At 73.8% G+C, this 18,526-nt stretch carries 12 protein-coding genes; 11 read left to right on the top strand and 1 reads right to left on the bottom strand.

All coding sequences use genetic code 11. The features are described from left to right. Positions 1-105: 105 nt before the first annotated feature. From ACIQPQ_RS15925 to ACIQPQ_RS15885, 9 genes are all read left to right on the top strand, one after another. Complete coding sequence (locus ACIQPQ_RS15925) at positions 106-3,243, top strand: hypothetical protein (protein WP_401304092.1); 3,138 nt, start codon at positions 106-108, stop codon at positions 3,241-3,243. Positions 3,244-3,764: 521 nt separating this feature from the next. After that, entirely contained in the window at positions 3,765-4,751 is a 987-nt protein-coding gene (locus ACIQPQ_RS15920; protein WP_401304090.1) for an RICIN domain-containing protein, read from the top strand. Between the two features lie 111 nt (positions 4,752-4,862). Continuing rightward, entirely contained in the window at positions 4,863-6,164 is a 1,302-nt protein-coding gene (locus tag ACIQPQ_RS15915) for a mannose-binding protein (protein WP_401304087.1), read from the top strand. 399 nt (positions 6,165-6,563) lie between these two features. Next, positions 6,564-8,441 (top strand): ABC transporter substrate-binding protein, encoded by a 1,878-nt coding sequence (locus tag ACIQPQ_RS15910; RefSeq protein WP_401304086.1) that lies wholly within the window; start codon positions 6,564-6,566, stop codon positions 8,439-8,441. A gap of 152 nt (positions 8,442-8,593) precedes the next feature. Next, the gene (locus tag ACIQPQ_RS15905) at positions 8,594-9,550 is read left to right on the top strand and encodes an ABC transporter permease (RefSeq protein WP_401304083.1); all 957 of its coding nucleotides are present in this window, start codon (positions 8,594-8,596) and stop codon (positions 9,548-9,550) included. Then, positions 9,547-10,467 carry an ABC transporter permease gene (locus ACIQPQ_RS15900; protein WP_401304080.1) on the top strand — a complete coding sequence of 307 codons (921 nt, stop codon included), beginning with the start codon at positions 9,547-9,549 and terminating at the stop codon, positions 10,465-10,467. Before ACIQPQ_RS15905 ends, ACIQPQ_RS15900 begins: the two co-directional genes overlap by 4 nt. Further along, the gene (locus ACIQPQ_RS15895; protein ID WP_401304077.1) at positions 10,464-11,465 is read left to right on the top strand and encodes an ABC transporter ATP-binding protein; all 1,002 of its coding nucleotides are present in this window, start codon (positions 10,464-10,466) and stop codon (positions 11,463-11,465) included. The genes ACIQPQ_RS15900 and ACIQPQ_RS15895 overlap by 4 nt, the downstream gene beginning before the upstream one ends. Further along, the gene (locus ACIQPQ_RS15890; RefSeq protein ID WP_401304075.1) at positions 11,462-12,295 is read left to right on the top strand and encodes an ABC transporter ATP-binding protein; all 834 of its coding nucleotides are present in this window, start codon (positions 11,462-11,464) and stop codon (positions 12,293-12,295) included. The genes ACIQPQ_RS15895 and ACIQPQ_RS15890 overlap by 4 nt, the downstream gene beginning before the upstream one ends. Then, on the top strand, positions 12,292-13,791 hold the full coding sequence (locus ACIQPQ_RS15885; RefSeq protein WP_401304072.1) for an aminotransferase class I/II-fold pyridoxal phosphate-dependent enzyme: 1,500 nt from the start codon (positions 12,292-12,294) through the stop codon (positions 13,789-13,791). The genes ACIQPQ_RS15890 and ACIQPQ_RS15885 overlap by 4 nt, the downstream gene beginning before the upstream one ends. A 93-nt stretch (positions 13,792-13,884) precedes the next feature. Here the strand turns inward: ACIQPQ_RS15885 and ACIQPQ_RS15880 are convergent, their stop codons facing one another. Continuing rightward, the gene (locus ACIQPQ_RS15880; protein ID WP_401304069.1) at positions 13,885-15,489 is read right to left on the bottom strand and encodes a PucR family transcriptional regulator; all 1,605 of its coding nucleotides are present in this window, start codon (positions 15,487-15,489) and stop codon (positions 13,885-13,887) included. 84 nt (positions 15,490-15,573) lie between these two features. On the opposite strand from ACIQPQ_RS15880, the gene lysA reads away from it, so the two are divergent. Next, on the top strand, positions 15,574-16,887 hold the full coding sequence (lysA, locus tag ACIQPQ_RS15875) for a diaminopimelate decarboxylase (protein ID WP_401304067.1): 1,314 nt from the start codon (positions 15,574-15,576) through the stop codon (positions 16,885-16,887). A gap of 1 nt (position 16,888) precedes the next feature. Beyond that, positions 16,889-18,493: an amidohydrolase family protein gene (locus ACIQPQ_RS15870; protein ID WP_401304065.1), complete on the top strand. Its 1,605-nt coding sequence runs from the start codon at positions 16,889-16,891 to the stop codon at positions 18,491-18,493. Positions 18,494-18,526: the final 33 nt, after the last annotated feature.

The raw sequence follows: 18,526 nt of genomic DNA, 5'->3' as shown, positions 1-18,526 counted from the left end.
ACCGATCAGTCATCTCAGCGGGGATTCACCTTCCATGTATGTGGTGTATGAAATAGTTCCGGGCCTCGACGCTCCGGTGCCGTCCTCCGAGAGAGGGCACCGCTGATGCGCTGGCGCCGCCGCCGGGCCGGGGCCGAGGCCCCGCCGTCCGGCACCGACCGGAACCGGACCGGAACCCCTCCGTCCGGGACCGACCGGACCGGCCAGGACGCGTCCGGCCAACCCGGCTTCCTCGTCGAGGAGTACGACCGCCTCATGCTCCTGCGGCGGTTCTCCGACGAACTGCTGGTCCCCGCCGACATCGCCGATCTCACCCGCACCCTGGAGTCGGACGCCGACGGGACGATGACCGTCGTCGCGGGCGCCGACGAAGCCTCCGCTCCCGCGCTCTGGCCGCGACTGGCCGCCCTCCTCGACACCCTGCGCGGCGACGGCGTCGACACCGTCCGGCTCGCCATGTCCGGCGCGGGCGACGAGCGCCCCGGGATGCCGTCCGTCGCCCGGCGGATCGCCGACGCCTGGGGGTTCGACGTCATCGCCCCCGACGGCACGGTCCTCGGCGTACCCGGCGGCGGACTCTTCGTCCACGACCCGTCGCCCGGCCCCGGACCGGCCGACCGCGAGGGCGGCTGGTGGCTCTTCTCGCCCGGCGCCCCGGCGGTCCCCCTCGGACCCCGCCAACCCGCCCCGGACTGGCAGCCCGCCCCCGGCAGCCTGCCGTCCCGCACCAGCGGCGGGTGCGTCGTGCAGCACATACCGGCCGGGGTGCTCGTCCGACCCGAGCGCGCCCGCGCGCCGCGCCCGGGTGACCTGTGCTTCGCCGTCCCCGTCGACCGGCGCGGACTCCTCGTCGTCGTCGGCGTACCGGACGGCGAGGACGTCGTCACCGACGACGTCGCGGAGGTCGTGACGGCCCTGACCGACACCGCGCGCACCACCCTGCGGCTCGCCCCCGGCGGCCGACGGGACGTGCTGCGCGTCGGCCAGGGCGTCGCCGAACTCACCGACGCCGACGTCGTCGTCTACAGCGGGCTGCCGCTCCTCACCGACTCCGGCCGGCACCGCGGCACCGTCCGCTCGACGGCCGTGGGCACCGACGGGACACCGAGCTGGCAGCCGTTCGTCGACTCCGTGATCTGCGCCCCCGGCGCGTCCGCGCCCCGGCTGCTGCGCTGGACCCCGCCGCTGACCGGACCGGGCGACCCCCGGCGCGGCCGGGTGCGCCTCTCCGACCGGTGGCAGGTCACCGCGACCCGGGCGGGACTGTGGATCAGCGGCACGGACACCGAGCCGGGCGCGCTCGCCGCCCGCCCGGTCGACGCCCGCGGCCCCGAGATCGAGGTCGGCCGCCCCGGCGAGGTGCTCGACCGGTCACTGTCCCCCGTCCTGGAGAGACTGCTCGCCGGGCTGCCGCCGGGCATGTCCTCCCGCGCCCGTGTGCAGGTCCACGGCACCGCCGCCGACGGCGGCCAGGAACTGCGCCGACTGGCCGCCCAGTACCAGGTCAGAAGCCTCCGCTTCGCGACGTTCACCAGGACGGCGCCAGCCGGGGCCCGCCCGGCAGCGGCACAGGCGGCCAACGAGCCCGCGGGCCACCCCTCGACGTCCCCGGGGGAGCGGAACCGACCGGCGGCGAGCGGCGGCCCCGACCCCGCCGCGCCCACTCCGGCCGCGCCCACTCCGGCCACGCATGCTCCGGCCGCCCATGCTCCGGCGGCGGGTGTCGCGCCGCAGACCGCCGCCGCGCCACCGCCGTCGCCCACCCCGCCGCGCTCCGTGCCGACGGTGACGGCCACCTCCACGGCGCCGACGGGGGCGACGGTCGGCGCATCCGCCACGACGAGCGGGCCCCGTACGCCCCACCGACCGGACCGGAGCCAGCCCCTCCGTACCTCGGGCGCGCCCACGCCATCCGCCGCGCCCACCGTGCCCACCGCGCCCGCCGCCACCGTGCTTCCCGAGCCGAAGGCCGCGGCAGCGGCGGCCGGTACGACGGCCGGGCACGCCGCGCGCACGGCCGCGTCGGCAGGGGCGACGACCGGCGATCCGCAGACCCGTCCGCAGGCGCGCACCGCGGCCTCACCGCAGGCCACCGAGCCGGATCGCGAACGCGACAAGGAGAACGGAGCGCCCCCGCCCCCGCCCCCGGCACCGGCACCAGGACCGGGACCGGCATCGGAACCCGCACCGGACAGCACCCGCAGCACGCCCGAACATGGGTCATCCCGGGAGCCGTCCTTGCCGGGCCCCCCGGTCCGGCCCCGCCTCACCAGTTCCGCTCCCGCCGAGGAGACATCCCGCCGCGCAGGGCCGAGGGAGACGTCGGCGTCCGTACCCGCGGCGCCGACGGGGACGCCCACTCCCGTACCCGTGACACCGAACGCGACGCCCGCCCCCGCCCCCGTACCGCCGACGCCCCGGCCGGTCCCGGAGACCACCTCCGCGCCACGGCCCGTGCGCCCCGTGCGGCCGCTGCCCGCTGTTCCGTTCCAGCCCGGACACCAGAGCACCGCGGCCGAGCGGGCCGCGTTCCGGGTCCTCGCGGACGCGCTGTGGGACCGTCAGGCGGCGGTCGTCACGCGCGCGTTCACGAGGATGCCCGCGCTGCGCGGACCCGAACAGGAGGCGGCGCGCGCCGACCTGGTCGCCCTGCTCCTGTACCTGCGCACGGGGGACGGCCCGCTCGGGCACGAGGAACTCGACCGGGGCCTGCGGACCGGCGACCCGCGCCTGCTGCCGTACGCGGCCTGCGTCGCCTCGGCCCTGCGGCGGATGCCGTCGTTCCGGGGGCCCGCGCTGCGCGGGGCCGGTGAGGGCGGCGGCGCGACACCGGTGCCCGGCGCCGTGCTGCGCGATCCCGCCCCGGTGAGCGCCCTGCCGGGCGACGGCTCCGGCGCCCGCCCGGCGAGCACCCGGTACGCCGTCTGGTCGGTGACCGGACGCCGGGTACGGCACCTGTTCGGCGCGACAGGCCCCCAGGCCCAGGCGGACGAGGTCGTCTTCGCGCCCGGCACCCTGTTCAAGGTGCTCGACGTACGCGGCGAGGGCCCGACGCCGCTCGTCCTCCTGCGCGAACTGCCCGCCGCCGCGGGCGCCGCTCCCCTCGACCACACGCCCCTGGACGACCAGGACCGCACCGTACTCGCCCGCCTCGACGACGTCCTGGCCCAACGCCCGTCCGGGGCAGGGACGTTCGGCTGGCCGGGCCGCTGTGCCGGGCCTCTGGGCTCACTCGACCACTGACTCTACGGAATGGACTAGCAGCGATGCCGCAGCAAGGTGACAGCACGGAGACACCGGGTCCCGCCGTGCGCCGGGCGTCGGTCCTCCCCGCGGGGGCGGCCGCACCCGGCCCCCCGCCCCAGGGCCTCCTCGCGGCGACCGGTCGGCCCGTACCTCCGCCCGGACCTCAGCCGTCCGGGTCCGCCGCGACGGCCACCCCGTCGGCGGGCACCGAGCCGTCGGCCGCCCCTTCACCGGTCGCGGAGGGTACGGAGGCCCCGGCGGCCCCGGCCGTCCACGGTGAGCCGACGGCCCCGGCCGCTCCGCGCGGCGAGACGGCACCGGAGGGCGCTCCGGCGGAAGAGGCCGTTGTCCCCGCGCCGAAGGGCACCCCGGCAGCAGGAGCACCCCTCCCCGCGCCTAACAGCACCCCGGTGACGGCGGAGGCACCCCTCCCCGAGACGTCGTCCGGCTCGGGAGCCGATGTCCCCGAGGCCCCGCCGCAGCCGCCGACCGCAACCGGCCCCTCTGCGCCCCCCGCCGTGCCCGATGCGACCGCCGCCGCCTCCTCTCCGGCCGCCCCGTCAGAGGGCCGGACGGCGACGCACGGGGACGAACCGTCGAACGGCCGCCCCGGCAAGCCGCTGCTCGCGGCGGCGGCGATCGCCGGAGCGGTCCTCGTCGGGGTGCCGTTCCTGCTGCTCGGGACCGGCGCGGACGACCGGCCGCCCACGGGAGCGGACCGGGCGCAGCCCGTCGGCGGCACCCTTCTCGAAGGCGGCGGGTCGGACGGCGCGCCCGGCTCCGACGGCTACGTCGCCTCGACCCCGGTCCCGCCGGAAAAGAAGGTGAACGCTCCGGGGGCGGGGGGAGCGAAGGAGTCGGAGAGCGCCACTCCCGCGGCGGGACAGGTCAAGGAGTCCGAGCCCGCCTCGCCGTCCCGGGCCACGCCGACGACGCCGCGGGCCTCGGCCCCCGGCGGTCAGAACCGCCCGGCGAAGGCGGCGGCACCGGCCCGCAGGAAGGCGACGGGACGCTCCCTCCCGCAGGGTGCCGACTTCCGCACCACCACCAGGGTGCTCATCAAGAACGTCATGACCGGGCTGTGCGTGGACGTCCCCAACTACGGCAGGGGCCGGGTGGACGGTCCGGTGAACCAGTACACATGCGACCGGACCGGCGACAACCAGCTGTGGGACCTCGTGGTGACCAAGGAGAACGCCGGGCCCGCCGGAGCCGACCTCTTCACGATCCGCAACAGCCTGGACGGCTACTGCCTGGACCTTCCCTACTACGGAGGCCGCCCGGCCCGTACCGCCGTGTCCGAGTACCACTGCAACGGCACCACCGCCGACAACCAGCTCTGGTACCTGGACAAGAAGTCCGCGGGGAAGTTCTGGATACGCAGCCACTCCAGCGGCAACCTCTGCCTCGACGTGAGCGGCTACTACGGCTCCGGGGGCAAGGACGCCAGGCTGACGATCTTCGACTGCGATCTCAAGGACGACCACCTCTGGTCCTTCTCCTGACCCCTCCGGCCGCGCTGCCGAGACCCCCCTCCGACCTGGACCCGGACCCGGAACTGGCCCCGGACCGGACCCGACCGCCCGTGACGCCTGCCGCTGAGGAGAAGCGACCCCATGGTCCCCGCACATGACCTACCCGACGGAACCGACCCCGCAGCAGCCGGTGCGGCGCCGCGCGTACGGGTGGCCGTCCCGCTGCCCGCCTCCGTCGCGCCGCCCGCCGGTGCGCTGAGCCCGGCGGCGGCCCCCGCCGGCCCCGAGCACGCCACGGCCGCAGCCGCGCCCGGAGCGCCCGCGCCCGCACCCGAGGCCGAGGCGGAGACCGGCGCCGCCGCGGCCCGTACGAGCGCAGCGGCGCCCGGCACGGCCCCCGCCGCAGCCGCGCCGGACCAGCCCGACACCGCAGAGCCGCCCGCCCCGACCCCGCGGCAGCCGGGGCCCGCCCAGCAGCCCGCAGCCACGGAGAAGCCCGGAGCCGCGGAGCAGCCGGGAACCGCAGAGCCCGCACCCTCCGCCACCCCTCACCCCGACACCACGCTCCCGGCCGCCGCGACTCCCCGCGCCGGTGCCGAAGCAGGTGCAGGTGCCGGTGCCGGTGCCGGAGTCGGGGGCGGGGCGTCCCCCGAACCGTCGGGCGGTGTCGGCGTCGGCGGTGGCGCGGTGGCCACGGCGGGTGACGGTGCCACGCCGCCCGGGGACACCGCGGCCACGGCCTCGGGCGGCGGGCGGCTCAACAAGCCGATGGTGGCGGCCGCCGCGATGGCGGGAGCCGTGCTGGTCGCCGTGCCGCTGCTGCTGGCCGGGGGCTTCGACAAGCGGGACGACCGGCCGAACGCCGCGTCGGAGTCGACCGCTCCGGGCTCCGGCACGGTGCTGGACGAGGCCGCCGCCTTCGGTTCCGCCGACGGCTACGTCACCGAGAAGCCCACCCCTTCCGCGGCGCCGAAGAAGAAGACCGAGGCACCACCGGAGCCGAAGCCGGTCGAAGCGCCGCCCGAGAAGCCCACGGTCGCGCCGGAGAAGCCCGTGCCGCCGCCGAAGCCGACCAAGGCGGCCGTCAAGCCGAAGGCACCGAAGAAGAGCCCCAAGCCGGTCTGGTCGACCCAGGTCGTCTCGGCGCCCAGCGTCCTGGAGGCCGGCGAGGCCTGGACCACGAACCGCATCCGGATGGTCATGCAGGACGACGGCAACCTGGTCGTCTACAACGAGAACGGCAACGCGACGTGGGCGGCCATGACCTTCGGGGAGCGCCACCGGGCCATCTTCCAGGCCGACGGCAACCTCGTGATCCACAACGCGGCGAACCGTCCCATCTGGGCCGCCGGCAGCTACGGCCACCAGGGCGCGAAGCTGGTCCTGCGGCCCGACGGCAAGGTCGTCGTCCTGGACGGCAGCACGGTGATCTGGTCCACCTGACGCCCCCGGCGCCCGCCCCCGCGCCCCACCGCGTCCAGGGGGCGGACCGCCGTCGACCGGAGCACCCACTGCGACGTCGACGGGAACGTCGACCGGAACACGGTCCCGATCGACGGCCCCGATCGGCGGCCCCGGCGCGCAGCCGGGTGCCGAGATGGCTGACGGCATAAATCCGCTGCGTGAAATTCAGCCAAAAGGCCAAAGATAGCTTCCCGCACCGGCTGGTCTACTGATCGGAATCCGAGACGCACGTGCCACGAGGGCACCTCTTCGGGGACGAGGACACGTCGGTCGCCGACGTGCGGGAGGCCCACTATGCCGTGGAGAACCACGTCAGGTTCCAGATCGTTTCACCTCCGAGGCCCATGTACGCGCGCCGGCGCCGGGTCCCTCGCGGCGATGGCGCTGGTCGCGCTCCTCGTCGGCGGGTTCACGGCGTCGGCCCCGGCGGCCGGTCACCGTTCCGCGACCGACACGGTCGCGGCAGGGTCCGCCGACGGTACGGCTGTGCAAGCCGCGGGTGCGAAGGCCACGGGTGCGAAGGCCCCGGGTGCGCAGGGCGCGGGCGGCAAGCTCACCGTCGCGGCCGTCGGCGAGGTCGACACCCTCAACCCGATGATGTTCATCCTGTCGAATGCGTACAGCCTGATCCCTTACCTTTTCGAAGCGCTGACCTCGCCCTCCCACGACTCCCTGTCCGAACAGGGACCCGGACTGGCGGACTCCTGGGACGTCGCGCCGGACGGTCTCACCGTCACCTACCACCTGCGGGCGGGGCTCCGCTGGAGCGACGGGGCACCGCTCACCGCGGCCGACGCGGCGTACACCCTCAAGCGCGTCCTGGCGGGCGGGCCGGGCGGCAGCACCTGGGGCAACTACCTCGACAACGTGCGCACCGTGAAAGCCCCGGACGCCCGCACCGTGAGGCTGGACCTCGACGCGCCGAGCGCGACGCTCCCCAAGCTGCCGATCCCGATCCTCCCCAAAAAGGTCCTCGAAAGATATCCCGACGAGAAACTCGATCGATATCCGCTCGATCCGAAGAACCTGGTGACGTCCGGGCCCTACCGGCTTCTGGAGGGCGGGGCGGGCAGTTCGCTCTACCGTTTCCAGGCGTGGCCCGGGAACTGGCGCGGGACCAGTCCGGTCACCTATGTCGACTGGCAGTTCTTCAAAGCGCAGGACACCATCATGCAGGCGATCCTGAAGGGCGACGTCGACTACACGTCGAGCGTCAACGCCTTGCAGGCCCGCAAACTCAGCAGCCAACCGCACGTCGTCGCCGGGCAGTTCCCGTTCCTCGGCAACTTCCTGGAGGTGGGCTTCAACTCGGGTTCCGCCGACCCCGACACGGGAAAACCGCTCGGTGACCCGAATCCCGCGGTGCTCGACCCGGCGTTCCGTCACGCCCTGACCACCGCGTTCGACCCGGCGGAGATCTCCCGCAAGGCGTTCAAAGGAGGCATGTCGCCGCTGCGGACGGTCGTCCCGGACGGCTTTCCGGAATTCCAGTGGAAGCCACCCGTAGAGGACACGCGGTACGACCCGGAACTCGCCGCCCGCCGACTCGACGCGGCCGGATACAAGCTGAACGCCCACGGCAGACGCACCCTCCCCGACGGCCGGCCGATGCCGCGGCTCCGCATCGCGGTCGACGCGTCGGAGCAGTCGTCCCTCCTCGCCACCCGCCTCATCGGCGAATGGATGCAGGACCTCGGCTTCGACATCGGGATCGACGCGATGACCGCCGACAAGCTCAACGAGGAAGTCCTGAGCGGCGACTACGACATGTTCTGGTGGGGCTGGGGATTCAGCGACGACCCCGACTCGGTCCTCATCTACCTGACCTGCGGGCAACGCGCCCTCCAGAGCGACAGCTGGTACTGCTCCAAGGAGTACGACGAGCTGTACGCGGAGCAGAAGCACGAACGCGACCACGGCAAGCGCGTCGCGATCGTGAAGAAGATGCAGCAGGTCCTCCACCGGGACGCTCCCTACATCGTGCTGGGGCAGCCGATGGGGCAGCAGGCCTACCGCACCGACCGGTGGCGGGGATGGACCCCCGCGTTCCAGGCGGGCGGCGACGTCATGACCGACGTCTCCAGCCTCTACTCGCTGAGACCGACCGGGAACGCCGCCCGGGACACGAGCGCGGACCGGGCCGGGAGAACGGCCACCGTCGTCTACGGCGGCGTCGCGGCGCTCGTCCCGATCTGGCTGATCGGGCGGCTCGCGAGGGCGCGGTGGCGCCGGGCGACAGCGGAGGAGCGGGAATGACCACACGACCCACACCCACATCGACATCCACGCCCACGCCCACACCCTCATCCACACCCACACCCACGCCCGCCCTCAGCGTCGAGGCGCCGGTCCGGCAGGGACTGCCTCCCCGGCCCTCACGGTTCGCCGGCCGGTTCAGCCGCCGGTTCGTGCTCCGGCAGCTCGCCGGTTCCGCGCTCGCGCTCGTCTTCGTCGTCGTCGTGAACTTCTTCCTGTTCCGCGTGATCAACCCGCACCCCGAGCGGACCCTCGGACGCGGCAAGGCCCGCACCGCGCAGGACCTGGAGGACATCAGGCACCGGCTGGGACTCGACGCGCCGCTGCCGGTCCAGTTCGGGAAATACCTGAAACAGGTCGTCACCGGGGACCTCGGCGTCTCCTTCCAGTACTCCAAACCGGTCACCGAGCTGATCGCCGAACGCATGGGGCCGACCCTCCTGCTCGTCCTCCCGGCGACGATCCTGTCGATCTGGCTCGGCAGCCGCCTCGGCAGCCGTCAGGCCTGGAGGCACGGCGGGCGCTTCGACCGCTCCACCTCCGCCTCCGCGATCATCACGTACGCCATGCCCGAGTGGTGGCTCGGCCTCCTGCTGTTCATGGCGTTCGCCGCGAGTCCCGTCCTCGGTGTCTTCCCCATCGGCGGACTCCACTCGCCCGGCGTCGACCCCACCAGCTTCGTCGGCGTCGCGGACACCGTCTGGCACCTCGTCCTGCCGACCGTGACCCTGACGATCTCCTACCTCGCCGAGTACTCCATCATCATGCGGTCCTCGATGCTCGACGTGATGGGAGAGGACTACCTCCTCACCGGGCGCGCCAAGGGCCTCTCCGACGCGCAGGTCCTGCGCCGGCACGCCCTCCCCAACGCCCGGCTGCCCATGACCACGCTCATCGCGCTCAACCTCGCGTTCACCGTGGGCGGCGCGATCACCGTCGAGACGGTGTTCTCCGTCCCCGGCCTCGGCCTCCTCACCAGCGAGGCCCTGCGCATTCCCGATCTCCCCCTGCTCCAGGGGCTGTTCCTCGTGTTCTCGGGCGCGGTCGTGCTCGCCAACACGCTCGCGAACTTCCTCTACGCACTCCAGGATCCGAGGGTGAAAGCATGACGACAGCAGCCCCCGCACCCGGAAGGTCCAGTGCCGCGGCGCTCCGCCGGAAACTCCGCCGAGAGGCCTGGGCCCGTACCTGGGCGACGTTCCGCGCGAACCGGGCCGGCATGGCCGGACTCGCCGTACTCCTCCTCTTCGCGGTCGTCGCGGTCTGCGCACCGCTGCTCGCCGACGCCGACGACCTGCGCGTGAGCGCCGCGTCCGGGCCGATCCTCGCGCCGCCGAGCACGACGTACCCCCTCGGCACCGACGACAACGGACGGTCCGTGCTCACCCTCCTCGTCTTCGGGGCCCGGGTGCCGCTCCTGGTCGGCCTGACCGCCACGGTCATCTCGATGGTGATCGGCACCATCGTCGGCATGGCCTCGGGAATGTCGGACGGGTGGCCCGGCACCGTCCTGTTCCGGCTCACCGAGTGGTTCATCGTCATCCCGTTCCTGCCCCTCGCCCTCGTCCTGGCGACCCTGCTCGGCGGCTCCCTGTTCTCGATCATCGTGGTGATCGGCGTCACCGGGTGGCCCGCGACGGCGCTGGTGATCCGCGCGCAGACGTTCTCCGTCCGCGAACGGCCCTTCATCGAACGGGCGCGGGTCCTCGGCGCGGGCCCCTGGCACCTCATGGCGAAGCACGTGTTCCCCCACGTGCTGCCGCTCGTGTTCGCCAACACGACCCTCACGGTCGCCGGTTCGGTCCTCGCCGAGACCACCCTGTCCTTCCTCGGCTTCGGCGACCCCACCGCGGTCTCCTGGGGCACGATGCTCAACGCCGCGTTCGGCACCGGCGCCGTCTCCCTCGGGGCCTGGTGGGCGCTGCTCCCGCCCGGGATCTGCGTCGTCGTCCTGGTGCTCGCGTTCACGATGGCCGGCCAGGCACTGGAGGACATCGTCAACCCCCGCCTCAAGGAGGCCCGATGACGCACCTGCTGAGGATCGAGGACCTTCGGGTCACGTACCGGTCCGGCCGGGGCGACATCCCCGCCGTACGCGGAGTCTCCCTCTCCCTCGAACAGGGCCGCTCCCTCGGGATCGCCGGTGAGTCCAGCTCGGGCAAGTCCACGATCGCGAGCGCCGTGCTGCGGCTGCACCCCCGCGGGACGCGCGTCGAGGGCCGGGTCGAGGTCTGCGGCCAGGACGTCAACTCCCTGTCCTGGGGCGCGCTGCGCCGCATGCGGTGGTCGGACGCCGCGATCGTCTTCCAGGGCGCGATGCACTCTCTCAACCCGGTGCGCACGGTGGGGGAGCAGATCGCCGAGCCCCTTCTCGTGCACCGTCCGGCGACGACGCGGCGCGCGGCCGACCTCCGGGTCGCCGAACTGCTCGACATGGTGGGCCTCACGGCGGAGCACGCGTTCAGCCATCCCCATCTGCTGTCGGGCGGACAGAAGCAACGCGTCATGATCGCCATGGCGCTCGCCTGCGACCCCAGGCTGCTGATCGCCGACGAGGCGACCACGGCGCTCGACGTGAAGGTGCAGGCCCAGATCCTGCGTCTGCTGCGGAACCTGGCCACGGAGCTGGGACTCGGCCTGATGATGATCAGCCACGACCTCGCGGTGCTGTCCAGCGTCTGCGACGACGTGGTCGTCATGCACCGGGGCCGCGTCGTCGAACAGGGCCCCGGCCCCAGGGTGTTCGAGCAGGCGCGGCATCCCTACACGCGGGCCCTCGCGGGCGCGTTCCCCACGATCGGCGACCCCTCCTCCCGGTACCGGCCGCAGGGGCTCGCCGAGGACCCGGTCACGGCCGTGGACGGCGCGGCCGAGCGGGAGTTCGTCGCACGGTGCCGGACCCCCGACGACACCTGCCTCGTCCACCGGCCCGAGTTCGCCCGGTACGCGCGCGGACCGGAGACCGGCTGCCTGCGCGCCGAGGACCTGGGCATCACCCGCCCCCTGTCGGAGGTGTCCCGATGAACGACATCGTGCTGAGCGCGACCGACCTCCACGTCACCTTCCCCGCCCCGCACGGCCGCGGCGAGGTCCACGCCGTCGACGGCGTCACCCTGGAGGTCCGCGACGGTGAGATCCTCGCTCTCGTCGGCGCCTCCGGGTCGGGCAAGACGACGCTGAGCAGAACCCTGCTCGGTCTCGAACGCCCGACGAGCGGCGAGGTGACCGCCCGCGGTGAGCGGCTCCCCACCGGCGGGGCCGCGCTGCGCGCCTACCGCCGACGCGTCCAACTCGTCATGCAGGACCCGGCGGCCGCGCTGAACCCGAAGCACTCCGTCTACACGTCGGTCGCCGAGGGCATCCGCCTGCACCGGCTCGTCGCCGAGCACCACGCCCGCGGTGAGGACGTCACCGAGGTCGATCTCGTGGCACGGGCCCTGTCGAACGCCGGCCTGCGCCCGCCGGAAGAGTTCTTCCTGAGCTACCCGCACCAGCTGTCCGGCGGTCAGCGTCAACGCGTCCTCATCGCCGGAGCGCTCGCCGTCGAACCCGGCACCATCATCGCCGACGAGCCCGTCGCGAGCCTCGACGCGTCGCTGCGCGGCGAAGTCCTCGGCCTCTTCCTGCGGTTGCGCGAGACGATGGGCCTCAGCCTCATGGTCGTCACCCACGATCTCGGCCTGGCCTGGAACATCGCCGACCGTGTGGCGGTGATGCGGTCCGGACGGCTCGTCGAGGTCGGCACCACCGAAGAGGTGCTGCTGAACCCGCAACACCCGTACACGCGCGAACTGCTGGCCGCGCTGCCGAGCGGGCAGCACCGCGCCGACGCCGAGGGAACGGTGAACGGATGACACCGCGCCTCGGCCACCACGGCCTGCCCCGGACCGCCGCGGACCACGAAGCCCCCTACGCCGACGCCCTGTTGCGCCACGCGGCCCGCGAGCCGGTCTCCTTCATGGTGCCCGGCCACGGCGCCACCGGCGACGCGTTCGCCGCGGGCCAGGCGGAGTTCCTCGGCGAACGGGCCCTCGCCGTCGACGTCACCCAGCTCCTCGACGGCATCGACCTCGGACGTGACTCCCCCCGCGAGCGCGCCCACCGGATGGCCGCGACGGCCTGGGGCGCGAGACGGACCTGGTTCCTCACGAACGGCTCCTCCCAGGGCAACCGGCTCGCGGCGCTCGCGGTCAGCCAGCTCGGTGACGGCATCGTCGTCCAGCGCAGCGTCCACTCCAGCGTCGTGGACGGCATCGTCCTCGCCGGGCTGCGGCCGTCCTGGGTCCTGCCCGGCGTCGACGCCCGCAACGGCATCGCCCACGGCGTCACCCCGGCGTCCGTCGCGCGGGCGATCGCCGACCGTCCCGGACCGGTCACCGCCGTCCACATCGTCAGCCCCAGCTACTTCGGGGCCGTCGCCGACGTGCCGGGCATCGCCCGCGTGGCCCACGACGCCGGCGCGGTACTCGTCGTCGACTGCGCCTGGGGAGCCCACTTCGGGTTCCACGCGGACCTGCCCGCGTCCCCCGTGCGCCAGGGCGCCGACATCGTCGTCATGAGTACGCACAAGATGACGTCCTCCCTGCACCAGAGCGCGGTGCTGCACCTCGGCGACACCGCGCACGCCGACGCGCTGGAGCCCGCGATCGAGCGGGCCTACCACATGACCAACTCGACCAGCGAGAGTTCCCTGCTCCTCGGATCGATCGACGTCGCCCGTCGCGACCTCCAGCGGGGCGGGGCGCGGGTCGACGACACGATGCGCGCCCTGGAGGCGGCGCGCGACCGCGTCCGGCGGGAGGCGGGTGTCTCGCTGATCGAGGACACCTTCGCCGCCTATCCGGACATCGTCTCCCGCGACCCGCTGCGCATGCCGATCGACGTCAGCGGGATCTGCGCCGACGCGCACGCCCTCCGGCTGACGCTGGCGCGCGACGCGGGCCTGTGGGTGGAGATGGCGACCCGCACCACGCTCGTCCCCCTCGTGGGGGTCGGCAGGGCCACCTCGTTCGACCGGCTCGTCGACGCCGTCCTCGCGGCCCGCACCGACGCGGCACCGCGGGAGACCGCCGACCCGGCACGGCTGCCGCCGCCCGGCCCGCCGCGGGTCTCGCCGCGGGAGGCGTTCTACGCACCGACCGAGGTCGTCCGCGACACGGCGGCCGTCGGCCGGATCAGCGCCGACGCCCTGTCCGCCTATCCGCCGGGCATCCCCAACATCCTGCCCGGCGAGGAGATCACGCGGCCCGCCGTCGACTTCCTGCAACGGATCGCCCGCTCGCCCGGCGGCCACGTCCGCGGCGCCGTAGTGCCGGACGTCAGCCGGCTCCGCGTACTCCGGAAGCCTTAGCGCCGATCCGCCCCGCCCCGCCTGTTCCGCCCTGCCCCGCCCGGCCTCGACCGTCGCGGGGCGCACGGGCACGCCGCCCGGGACGACGCCCCGTCAGGAGGCGTGCATCTCCGGGTGCGTGCGCAGTTGCAACCAGACGCCCAGGCAGGCGTCCGCGTCCTCCAGGTCCACTCCCGTCAGTTCGGAGAAGCGGCGGAGCCGGTAGCGGAGGGTGTTGGGGTGCACCTTGAGGGCCTGCGCCGCCCGGCTCACCTCGAACCGGGCGTCGAACCACGCGGCCACGCTCGCGGCGATCTCCCGGTTGCGGGCCGAGGCGGTGAAGATCCTGGTGATCTCCGCGTCACGGAGCCAGGAGGTGCGCGTCAGTTCGGCCGCGACGTGGCTCAGGATGACGTCGACCCGCACGTCGCCCAGGGCCGCCACCGGCCGGTCGGCGCGGGCGGCGAGCACCGCCAGCACGTCGTCCGCCTCCGCGCGCAGCTCGGTGAGGGGGCGGGCCGCGTCGCCGTCGACGGCGACCGCCCCGAACAGCCTCCGCCGGGTCCGGCCGCCCAGTATCGACGTGATCGACTCGGCCAGGGAGGACGCGGCGGGGGCCGCGCGTTCGTCGACCAGGAGGACGTAGACGATCCCGCCGGACACGGTGATCGTGGCGCCCGGCCGCAGGGCGGTGACCTGGCGGGCGACGTCCTGGGCGGCCCGTGCCGCCTCCGACGAGTCGGACCGGTCCGCCGCGGTGTCCTCGAACCCGAACGCGAGCAGCGCGCGCGGCACGTCGTCCCGCAGGCGGAGCCGGATGCGCGCGGCGTCCGCGTTCTCCGTCCCGTCGATGAGGGATCGCAGGGCGTCGCCGCGCAGGCCGTGATCGAGTTCGACCGTGTCGCGCGCCCTCAGCAGGTGCAGCGCCGCCAGCCGGGCGCCCTGCCGCAGGGCGGCCTCGTCCTGGGGGCCGATGCCGTGCTCGCCCTCGATCGCCCAGATCGTGCCGAGCGGGAGGTCGCCGGCCTTGACCGCCATCGCCGCCCGCGCGAGTTCGTCCCCCATCCGCTCGAACCGGACGACGCCGTCGGACCGCAGGATGCGCCCGTAGCGTTCCCGGTCCCCCGGATCGTGGGGGGCGCTCCGGTCGAGGATGCCCTCGCTGCGTACCGCGTCGATCAGTTGGCCCGGCACACTCGAATAGGCGACGACCCGCTGCGACAGGTCCTCGATGGAGACCGAGCCGCCGATGGTCGCCGCGACCGCGTCGGCGATCACGTACAGCTCCTCGATCCCCACCGCGGGCCCGCCGTCGGGCGGGGCCCAGTGCGACTCGATCACCGCGTCGAGCAGGGCCGCCACCTCACGCCAGTTCAGTTCGCTGTCGAAGGAGAGCAGCGACACCCCGGCCTCGGTCGCCGCGCGCAGCGCCTCGGGGGCCGCCGGGGCGCCCGCCCGCAGGAGCACCGCGCCGAAGCCGCGCGCGGCGGCCTCCCGGACCGACGCCGCGACCCGCGGTGCGTCACCGTCCCCCACCAGCAGGAGCAACCTGTCCGGCAGGTCCGGGAGCCGTTCTCCCAGTCCCGCGAGGACCGTGCCGTGCACGAAGAGCGCGCCGAGGTCGGCCGACCCGGTGAGGACGGTGACCCGCAGCGGGAGGACGCGCTCCAGAAGCTCCGCGAGAGAACACCCGGCAGCTGGCTGATCGTACAAACTCATGCCGAGATCCTAGTCCAATCGGCTAGAGATCTGCCCTGTGTCGGCTCCCTAAAGTGATCGGAAACCAGAAAGCGGGGCATACACATGACGACGTCGATCTTCGACGCGACAGGCACGAATCCGCACGACGACGAACGCGCTCTGATCGAGCTGTTCCCCGAGGGCACCCACCTCGACGCCGAGGGCGAACTGGTCGTCGGAGGCGTACGGCTCACCGACATCGCGGAGCGGTTCGGCACCCCCGCCTACGTGCTCGACGAGTCGGCGCTGATCCGGCAGGCGACCTTGTTCCGGGAGGCGCTGGCCGCCCGGTGGCCGAACTCCCGTGTCGTGTTCGCCTCCAAGGCGTTTCCCGCGACGGCCGTGTACCGGACCCTCGCGGAGGCGGGGCTCGGAGCGGATGTCGCGGGGGGCGGTGAACTCGCCCTCGCCCTCGCCGCGGGGGTGCGGCCCGACACCATCGTGGTGCACGGGAACGCGAAGTCGGCCGATGAACTCAGGGCCGCGGTCGACGCCGGAGTGGGACTCGTCGTCATCGACAACTTCGACGACATCGCGAAGCTGGAGGACATCGTCACCGGCCGCCAGGACGTCCTCGTCCGCGTGCTGCCCGACGTCGCGGCCGAGACGCACGAGGCGCTCGCGACGGGCAAGCAGGGCTCGAAGTTCGGTCTGGGGCGTGCCGACGCCGAGGAGGCCATCGCGCGCCTGCGGGCCAGCGACCGCCTGAACCTGCGCGGCCTGCACATGCACATCGGAAGCCAGATATGCGAGGTCGACCCCTACGTCGCGGCCGTGCGCGCGCTCGCCTCGTACGGCGAGTTCGACATCTACGACCTCGGAGGCGGTCTCGGTGTCCGCTACACCTACGACGACGCCCCGCCGAGCGTCGAAGCATGGCTCGACGGCCTCGTCGGCGCCGCCGCCGCACACCTGCCGCGGCACGCGCAGCTGCTGATCGAGCCGGGCCGCAGCGTCGTGGCGCGCAGCGGACTCACCCTCTACCGGGTCGTCTCGGTGAAGAAGGGCCACCCGACGTTCGTCGCCGTCGACGGCGGCATGGGCGACAACCTCGAAGTGTCCCTGTACGGGCAGCGGTTCGAGGCGACCGTCGTGAACCGCGTCGGCGGCGGCGAGGCCGTGAACCTCGTCGGCAAGCACTGCGAGTCCGGTGACCGGCTCAGCACGGGCGTCCCGCTGCGTGAACCGCGGGTCGGCGACGTCGTGGCGGTCCCCGTGACCGGGGCGTACTGCCACACGATGGCGAACAACTACAACGGCGCCCGCCGGCCACCGGTGATCTTCGCCGACGGACAGCGGACGCGTGCGGTGGTGCGCCGCGAGACCTACGAGGACCTGACGCGCCGTGACCTGGCCGACGTCAGAGGAGAGGTGTGACATGGCACGGGCGAACGACCTCGTCATCCGCGGCGGGACGGTCGTCGACGGGACCGGGGCGCCGGGCAGGAGAGCCGACGTCGCCGTCTCGGGCGGCCGTGTCACCGAGGTGGGGCGGATCGCGCCGGACGGGCGACCGGAACTCGACGCGAGCGGTCTCACGGTCGCGCCGGGATTCATCAACATCCTGAGCCACGCCTACGAGTCGCTCCAGCAGGACCCCCGTGGACTGTCCGACCTCCATCAGGGCGTCACCACGGAGATCTTCGGCGAGGGGTACTCGCTCGGCCCGGTCGTCGGCCGCGCCGTCGAGATCGTCGACGCCCGGCCCCGTGAGGACGGGGTCCGCACCGCCTTCCCGCGCCTGGCGGACTTCCTCCGGACGCTGGAGGCCGACGGGACGGGACCGAACGTCGCGAGTTTCGTCGGCGCCCACAACCTCCGGGCGATCCGGGCCGGCGCGGACGAACGGCCGCTCACCGCGTACGAACTCCGCTCGGTGTGCGACGTCCTCGACGAGGAACTCGCCGCCGGTGCCCTCGGCGTCGGCTCGTCCCTTCTCTACGCCCCCGGCGCCTACGCCTCCACCGAGGAACTGACCGCCTACGCGACGGTGACGGCCGCCCACGACGCGCTGTACGTCTCCCACATCCGGGACGAGGCCGCGCACCTGGAGAAGTCCGTCCGCGAGGTCATCGACATCGCCCGCCTGTCGTCGAGCCGGGTGCACGTCTGGCATCTCAAGGCCTCCGGCCGCGACAACTGGCAGCGCATGCCCGAGGCGATCCGCCTGATCGCCGAGGCACGCGACGAGGGCATCGAGATCAGCGCCGACCTGTATCCCTACGAGGCGGGCGGCACGAGCCTCGCCGCGTCCATTCCCCCCTGGTACTTCGACGGGGGAGAGGACGCCCTGCTCGCCCGCATCGCCGACCCCGCCGACCGGGCGCGGATCATCGCGGACGTCCGGGCGCCGGGGGGCGCCTGGGAGAACATCTACCGCGACGCGGGCGGCGCCGAAGGCGTCCTCCTCCAGGGCTCCTCCGGGGCGCTCACCGGCGCGGCGGGAAAGACACTGGCCCGGTTCAGCGCCGAACGCGGCTACGACGAGCCCCTGGAAGCCCTCCTGGACCTCGTGGCCGACGACCCCCACATCGAGGCCCTCTACTTCTGCATGTCGCAGGAGAACATCCGCCTCGGTCTGAGGCAGCCGTGGGTCGGCGTGTGCTCCGACGCCGAGGCGTCCTCGACGGAGCCGCCGTTCGCGGACGCCCCCACCCACCCGCGCGCCTACGGCTCGTTCGCCCGCGTCCTCGGCCCCTTCGTCCGCGACGGCCTGCTGACCCTGGAGGAGGCGGTACGCCGCATGACGAGCCTCCCCGCCGACACGCTGCGCCTCGTCGACCGGGGGCGGATCAGGCCCGGCGCGTGGGCCGACCTCGTGGTGTTCGACCCGGACACGGTCCAGGACCACGCGACGTACGCCGACCCCCACCGGTACGCCACCGGAACGCGCCACGTCCTCGTCAACGGCCGCCCCGCCCTGCGCGACGGGGAACCCACCGGCGAACTCGCGGGCCGGGCCCTCCGCCGCGGCGCGCGCTGACCTGTCCCCGCGCCGCCCCCAGCACCCCTCAGC

The sequence above is a fragment of the Streptomyces sp. NPDC091281 genome, from assembly GCF_044757425.1.
Lineage (GTDB): Bacteria > Actinomycetota > Actinomycetes > Streptomycetales > Streptomycetaceae > Streptomyces.
This window is presented reverse-complemented; position numbering and strand designations above follow the sequence as displayed.

Excerpts from the sequence above, each read along its gene's own strand:
- ACIQPQ_RS15910 (WP_401304086.1), top strand. The coding sequence starts at position 6,564 with ATGGCGCTGGTCGCGCTCCTCGTCGGCGGGTTCACGGCGTCGGCCCCG.
- lysA (WP_401304067.1), top strand. The coding sequence starts at position 15,574 with ATGACGACGTCGATCTTCGACGCGACAGGCACGAATCCGCACGACGAC.
- ACIQPQ_RS15890 (WP_401304075.1), top strand. The coding sequence starts at position 11,462 with ATGAACGACATCGTGCTGAGCGCGACCGACCTCCACGTCACCTTCCCC.
- ACIQPQ_RS15900 (WP_401304080.1), top strand. The coding sequence starts at position 9,547 with ATGACGACAGCAGCCCCCGCACCCGGAAGGTCCAGTGCCGCGGCGCTC.
- ACIQPQ_RS15895 (WP_401304077.1), top strand. The coding sequence starts at position 10,464 with ATGACGCACCTGCTGAGGATCGAGGACCTTCGGGTCACGTACCGGTCC.
- ACIQPQ_RS15880 (WP_401304069.1), bottom strand. The coding sequence starts at position 15,489 with ATGAGTTTGTACGATCAGCCAGCTGCCGGGTGTTCTCTCGCGGAGCTT.
- ACIQPQ_RS15885 (WP_401304072.1), top strand. The coding sequence starts at position 12,292 with ATGACACCGCGCCTCGGCCACCACGGCCTGCCCCGGACCGCCGCGGAC.
- ACIQPQ_RS15925 (WP_401304092.1), top strand. The coding sequence starts at position 106 with ATGCGCTGGCGCCGCCGCCGGGCCGGGGCCGAGGCCCCGCCGTCCGGC.
- ACIQPQ_RS15915 (WP_401304087.1), top strand. The coding sequence starts at position 4,863 with ATGGTCCCCGCACATGACCTACCCGACGGAACCGACCCCGCAGCAGCC.
- ACIQPQ_RS15870 (WP_401304065.1), top strand. The coding sequence starts at position 16,889 with ATGGCACGGGCGAACGACCTCGTCATCCGCGGCGGGACGGTCGTCGAC.